Origin of the sequence: Streptomyces sp. NPDC020845 (genome assembly GCF_044334165.1) — a bacterium.
Classification (GTDB): Bacteria; Actinomycetota; Actinomycetes; order Streptomycetales; family Streptomycetaceae; genus Streptomyces.
The window spans coordinates 1-4,170 of record NZ_JBIRSJ010000067.1 but is presented as its reverse complement, the minus strand read 5'-3'; the positions used below and the strand labels follow the sequence as shown (position 1 = coordinate 4,170).

The window sequence follows — 4,170 nt, the reverse complement described above, 5'->3', positions numbered from 1 at the left end:
CGACCAGGCAGCGGCCGAACCAGTGAACCTGAAACCACGTCAACCCGCCCTGACCAGCTAATCAGCCACACCCGCACAGCGGGGGAACCTCAGGTCGGGCTCTACGGAACCCTCCCGGCTGTCGTGATCCAGCTGGTCGAGGAGACCAACGGTCGCCGACGCGCACGCAAGACCTGGACCGCCCGGGGCAAGGTCGAGGGCCCGGCATCCTGAGAAGCGTCCATCCTGGCCCGTGCGGTGCGGAGCATCTCCCCCACGACGTGGACCATCCTCGTGGCCACTGTCACCGCGGTGGTGATGAACCACCCCAGCTACCCGACGGAAACGCTTCGCCTGCCGAAGCGGACAGGCGGCGCCCACGGCGTCGACCCGCTTCAGCTTACGCTCGTCTTCGGCATCGACGAGAAGACAGCCATCTGCCAGGCGAACTCAGCATGCGCGCTTCTGGGAGAAGCTGCTGAGCAGCCAGCGCAGTGAAACCCATTCGACCTGCTCACCCCGCTGACGAGACCATGCACAGATGCCGTCGACCGAACCAGCATCCCGCAAGCTTCAGGATCGTGCCGTTCTCTGGAGCATGGGCGAGATCTGCGCAACCGACATCGTCGCTGCTGCCTGCGACGCGCTCGTTGTCGGCCTCGACAGTCCTGCCCTGCGGATCCTGGCCGCATGCACACGCTCAGAGGCGCAATACGACGTCCCCCGCCTCCTTCCTCCGGCACTCGACGAGCTGGGCCTCACCTTCTGTCCTGTGGACAGGTTGCCGGAAAAGAAGCCGTCGCACGAGCACTTGCCGCCTGGATACTGGCCGGCGAGCTGACACCACGCGAGCTGGCCTTCCGGATCCACCAGCGCCTCGGGCACGAACTGCCGCTGGCCGAACGTCTCGCCGGACTGGACGACGAGTACGACATCCTCGAATACGGCGACAGAACACCGGAACGGCATCACCATCGGCCCCGCCGCGACCCGACGCGCGATGCTCAGGCTGCCGAAGTCGGTGGCATCATCCGGTCAGGCGGCCCAGCAGCTGGCCGGCCTGGGGGCCGAAGGTGGCGTCCCCGGTGTCCCTCGCCCGCTCCAGGTACCGCACGGCTTGGTCAGTGTCGCCGTCCCGGCTGGCCATCTCCCCGAGCCGGTAGGCGGCCTCGGCGACCAGATCCGGGTTGCTCCTGGTGGAGTCGAGGGTGCGCTGGTAGAACTCACGTGACTGGTCCCCGTCGCCGACCCAGTAGTACAACTCGCCGAGGTGGGCCAGAGCGAGCTCCCGCTGGAACAAGTCACCGGAGTCGATCACCCACTGGTACCAGCGCCGCGCCTCGGCCACGTCCCGGCGGTCCTTGGCGTCGCCGCCCAGCATCATCGCCCCCATCGCGGCCGTACCCCGATCGGCGTTGTCGACCATGTCCAGGTAGCGGCGCCGGGCTTCCTCGGTGTCGCCGGACAGCGTCGCCAGTTGGGCCAACCGCAGACGGCACACGCCGACGACCGTTTCGCCGTCCTCCCCCAGCCTGGCCCCTACGTCGGCGCCGCGCTGTTGGGCCTCCTTGGCCAACACGAGATTCCCCTGGTCCTGGTATAGACAGCCAAGTTCGTACCAGGCCATGCCGCAGGAGAAGGAGTCCTGGGTCGCACCGGCCCGCTGGTAGGCCGCGATCGCCGCGTCGGTGTCACCTCGGCCCGCGTGCGCCTTGCCCAGGTAGCAGTTGGCACGGACCGCCCAGGTGATGTCGTCGGTGTCGGCGATCAGCCCCCAGGCGAGGATGGCCTCGTCGATCCGCCCCGCGCCTTCCAGATCGGTGCCCAGCTTGAAGCAGTGCTCCGGATGAACGTCGGCCGCCAGCAACTCCTGGGCCTCCTCGTGCCGGCCCTGGTGCCGAAACAGCACGCCGAGGTCGACGGCCGCCTTGCTACGCGCCTCCGGGAAGTCCTGGGTGTTGACCCGCTGGTACAGCTCGATCGCCTGGTCCAGGTCACCGGCAAGGTAGAAGCGGCGGGCGGCCGCCAGCACCCCGCCGCCCGGGGGGCCGCCGCGGCGCAGGTTCGACGCCTCCCTGGCGACCAGTTCGCCGTCCAGATCGTGTTGGATCTGACAGACTTTGATCAACCGCTCCGACACCTTGTAGGCCAGAGGTGTGCTCTGGTCGCCAAGGTCGGCCAGCACAAGGAGGGCCCGCCGGGTGACGGCCGACTCGTCGGGCAGCTTCCAGAGCACCGACATGCAGCACTCGGAGGCTATGTCCAGCGATCGGTCGTCCCACCGGGCCAGCCGCTCGAACACCGACCGCATGCCGTCGACGTCCTCGTCCAGCAGCAGCCGTACGGCCAGGGCCGGGGCACCGAACTCGGGGTCGGACTCGGGAATCCGCTCCAGCGCCTCCCGTCCGCCGTCCAGATCGTCCTGATAGGTGATCATCTTCTCGGCCGCCAGCCAGGCGAGCGGCGGAACCGCCTCGGCGGGCAGGTCGCCGGTCAGCAGTTCCTCCGCCAGCTCGTACCGCTCTTCCGCCGACCAGCTGTCCGCCGGCGAGGAGTTGAACAGCCCGGCCGCGGCGCGGGGCACGAGCGCGCGGTGCCCTGTCTCGAGCACGCCCGTGAAGAAGGACTGGCTGTCGCCGCTCCCGTAGCCGTTGGTCAGGCCCGCCTCGCCGAGCCGGACGGCGGCCCAGGGCAGCACGGCGGGCGCGGATTCGCAGGCTTCGGCGAGCGCGTCCACGACGCGTTCGGTGTTGTCCCACATCGTCAGGTTGATGGCGGTCAGGTAGGCGGTGTAGCCGGCCGCCAGCCTGTCCTCGGACTGCACAGCCCTGGCCTGCCAGTGGGCCGCTCCCGACCCAGGCCGGCCGTCGTCGAGCAGGTCGCCGAGCAGGGCCGCGAACACCCCGGCCAACGGGTGCCGACCCTGGGCCAGTGCTTCCAGGTCGGCCAGTACATCCTGGTCGCGGGTCAGGTAGCGGGCGAGCGCGCTGACCGGGCCGACGGTCGTGGTGGTGTCCGGGGGCGCGGCCTCGGCGGCGTCCAGGATGGCCAGAGCCACGGCCGCGCGCGGGCCGTGAGTGAAGTCGGCGGTCTCGGCGAGGTCGCCCAGGAGTTGGCGGGCGGCGGTGAGATCGCCGTGCCGCAGTTCGATGCCTGCGAGCAGGATGCCGGCCTGGTGCGCGGCGTGACGCCAGTCGCCGGCGGCGATGGCGCGCAGCTCGGCACGGGCGGCGGCCAGGTCCCCGGCGCGGTAGTGGTCAAGACCAGGCCGGACCGTGGCCAGCCAGAAGGGCGGCGCCTCCGGGTCGTCCAGCGGGGCCAGCGCGAGATCGACCAGGTCGGGCGCGTCGGCCTCGGGGCCGGCGTGGTCGAGGACTCGGGAGGCGCTTTCGTGGTCGCCCGCCTCGCGCAGCAGCTTGGCCAGTGGCGCGGCGGCCCGCGGCCGGAACCAAGGGTGGCCGGAGTCGACCACGGCCTGGTAGGCGCGGATCGCCGCCAGGAAGTGCTGCTCACCGCGCAGCAGCCGACCGAGCTCGACACCGGCTGCCGGAGCCAGGTGCGGGTGCTCGCTGTGGGCGAGCGCGGCCAGTTGGCCGGGGGCGGAGTCGGCCTCCCAGACCTGCGGATAAGCGACCGATTCGCCGGCCGCGATCCTGGCGATGTTGGCCCGCAGCGCGGCGAACCCGCGCACGTCGGACCGCCGGCTCAGGTCCTTGGCGCGCTGGTGCGACTCCACCGCTGCGGCGAACTCGCCAAGCTCGAACTGGGCCAGGCCAACGCAGTTCAGCGCCACGCCGCGCAGGTTTACATGCCCGGCGGCGAGCACCTGGTCGTGGACGGCGTGCGCGGCGGCCAGGGCCGCCCGGTGGTCGCCCTTCCGCAACTGCTCGGCGAACACCGCGAACGCCGCCCGATGCGCCTGGTAGCCGCTGTCCACCCCCGACGAACCGTCCACCACTGCCCCCAACTTCATGATCCGCTCTGGTCGTCTGCTGCGCAGAGCATAGGCGACAGGTTCGACAGCGGGGTTGCGGCGGCGATCAGTAGGGTCGGGGACTGGCGCGGTGGCTTCCGCTCCGTTTCCAGCCCCCGCCGCTTCAAACCGTGCGTGCGGTTCTCCCGCACACGGCTTTCCGACATCGTTCACCGACTGGCATGCGCCGTCGCCCTGTGCACGTTTCCGGTGAGGCG

The 4,170-nt window shown here is 70.5% G+C and carries 3 protein-coding genes; 2 read left to right on the top strand and 1 reads right to left on the bottom strand.

What is annotated here, in order from left to right; all coding sequences use genetic code 11:
- Window positions 1-273 precede the first annotated feature (273 nt).
- Both ACH4U7_RS53045 and ACH4U7_RS53040 read left to right on the top strand, forming a co-directional pair.
- Complete coding sequence (locus tag ACH4U7_RS53045; RefSeq protein ID WP_398534921.1) at window positions 274-477, top strand: hypothetical protein; 204 nt, start codon at window positions 274-276, stop codon at window positions 475-477.
- Window positions 478-520: 43 nt separating this feature from the next.
- On the top strand, window positions 521-820 hold the full coding sequence (locus ACH4U7_RS53040; protein WP_398534920.1) for a hypothetical protein: 300 nt from the start codon (window positions 521-523) through the stop codon (window positions 818-820).
- A 186-nt stretch (window positions 821-1,006) separates the two neighbouring features.
- On the opposite strand, the gene ACH4U7_RS53035 is transcribed toward ACH4U7_RS53040, so the two are convergent.
- Window positions 1,007-3,952 (bottom strand): tetratricopeptide repeat protein, encoded by a 2,946-nt coding sequence (locus ACH4U7_RS53035; protein WP_398534919.1) that lies wholly within the window; start codon window positions 3,950-3,952, stop codon window positions 1,007-1,009.
- Window positions 3,953-4,170 lie beyond the last annotated feature (218 nt).

Excerpts from the sequence above, each read along its gene's own strand:
- ACH4U7_RS53040 (WP_398534920.1), top strand. The coding sequence starts at position 521 with ATGCCGTCGACCGAACCAGCATCCCGCAAGCTTCAGGATCGTGCCGTT.
- ACH4U7_RS53035 (WP_398534919.1), bottom strand. The coding sequence starts at position 3,952 with ATGAAGTTGGGGGCAGTGGTGGACGGTTCGTCGGGGGTGGACAGCGGC.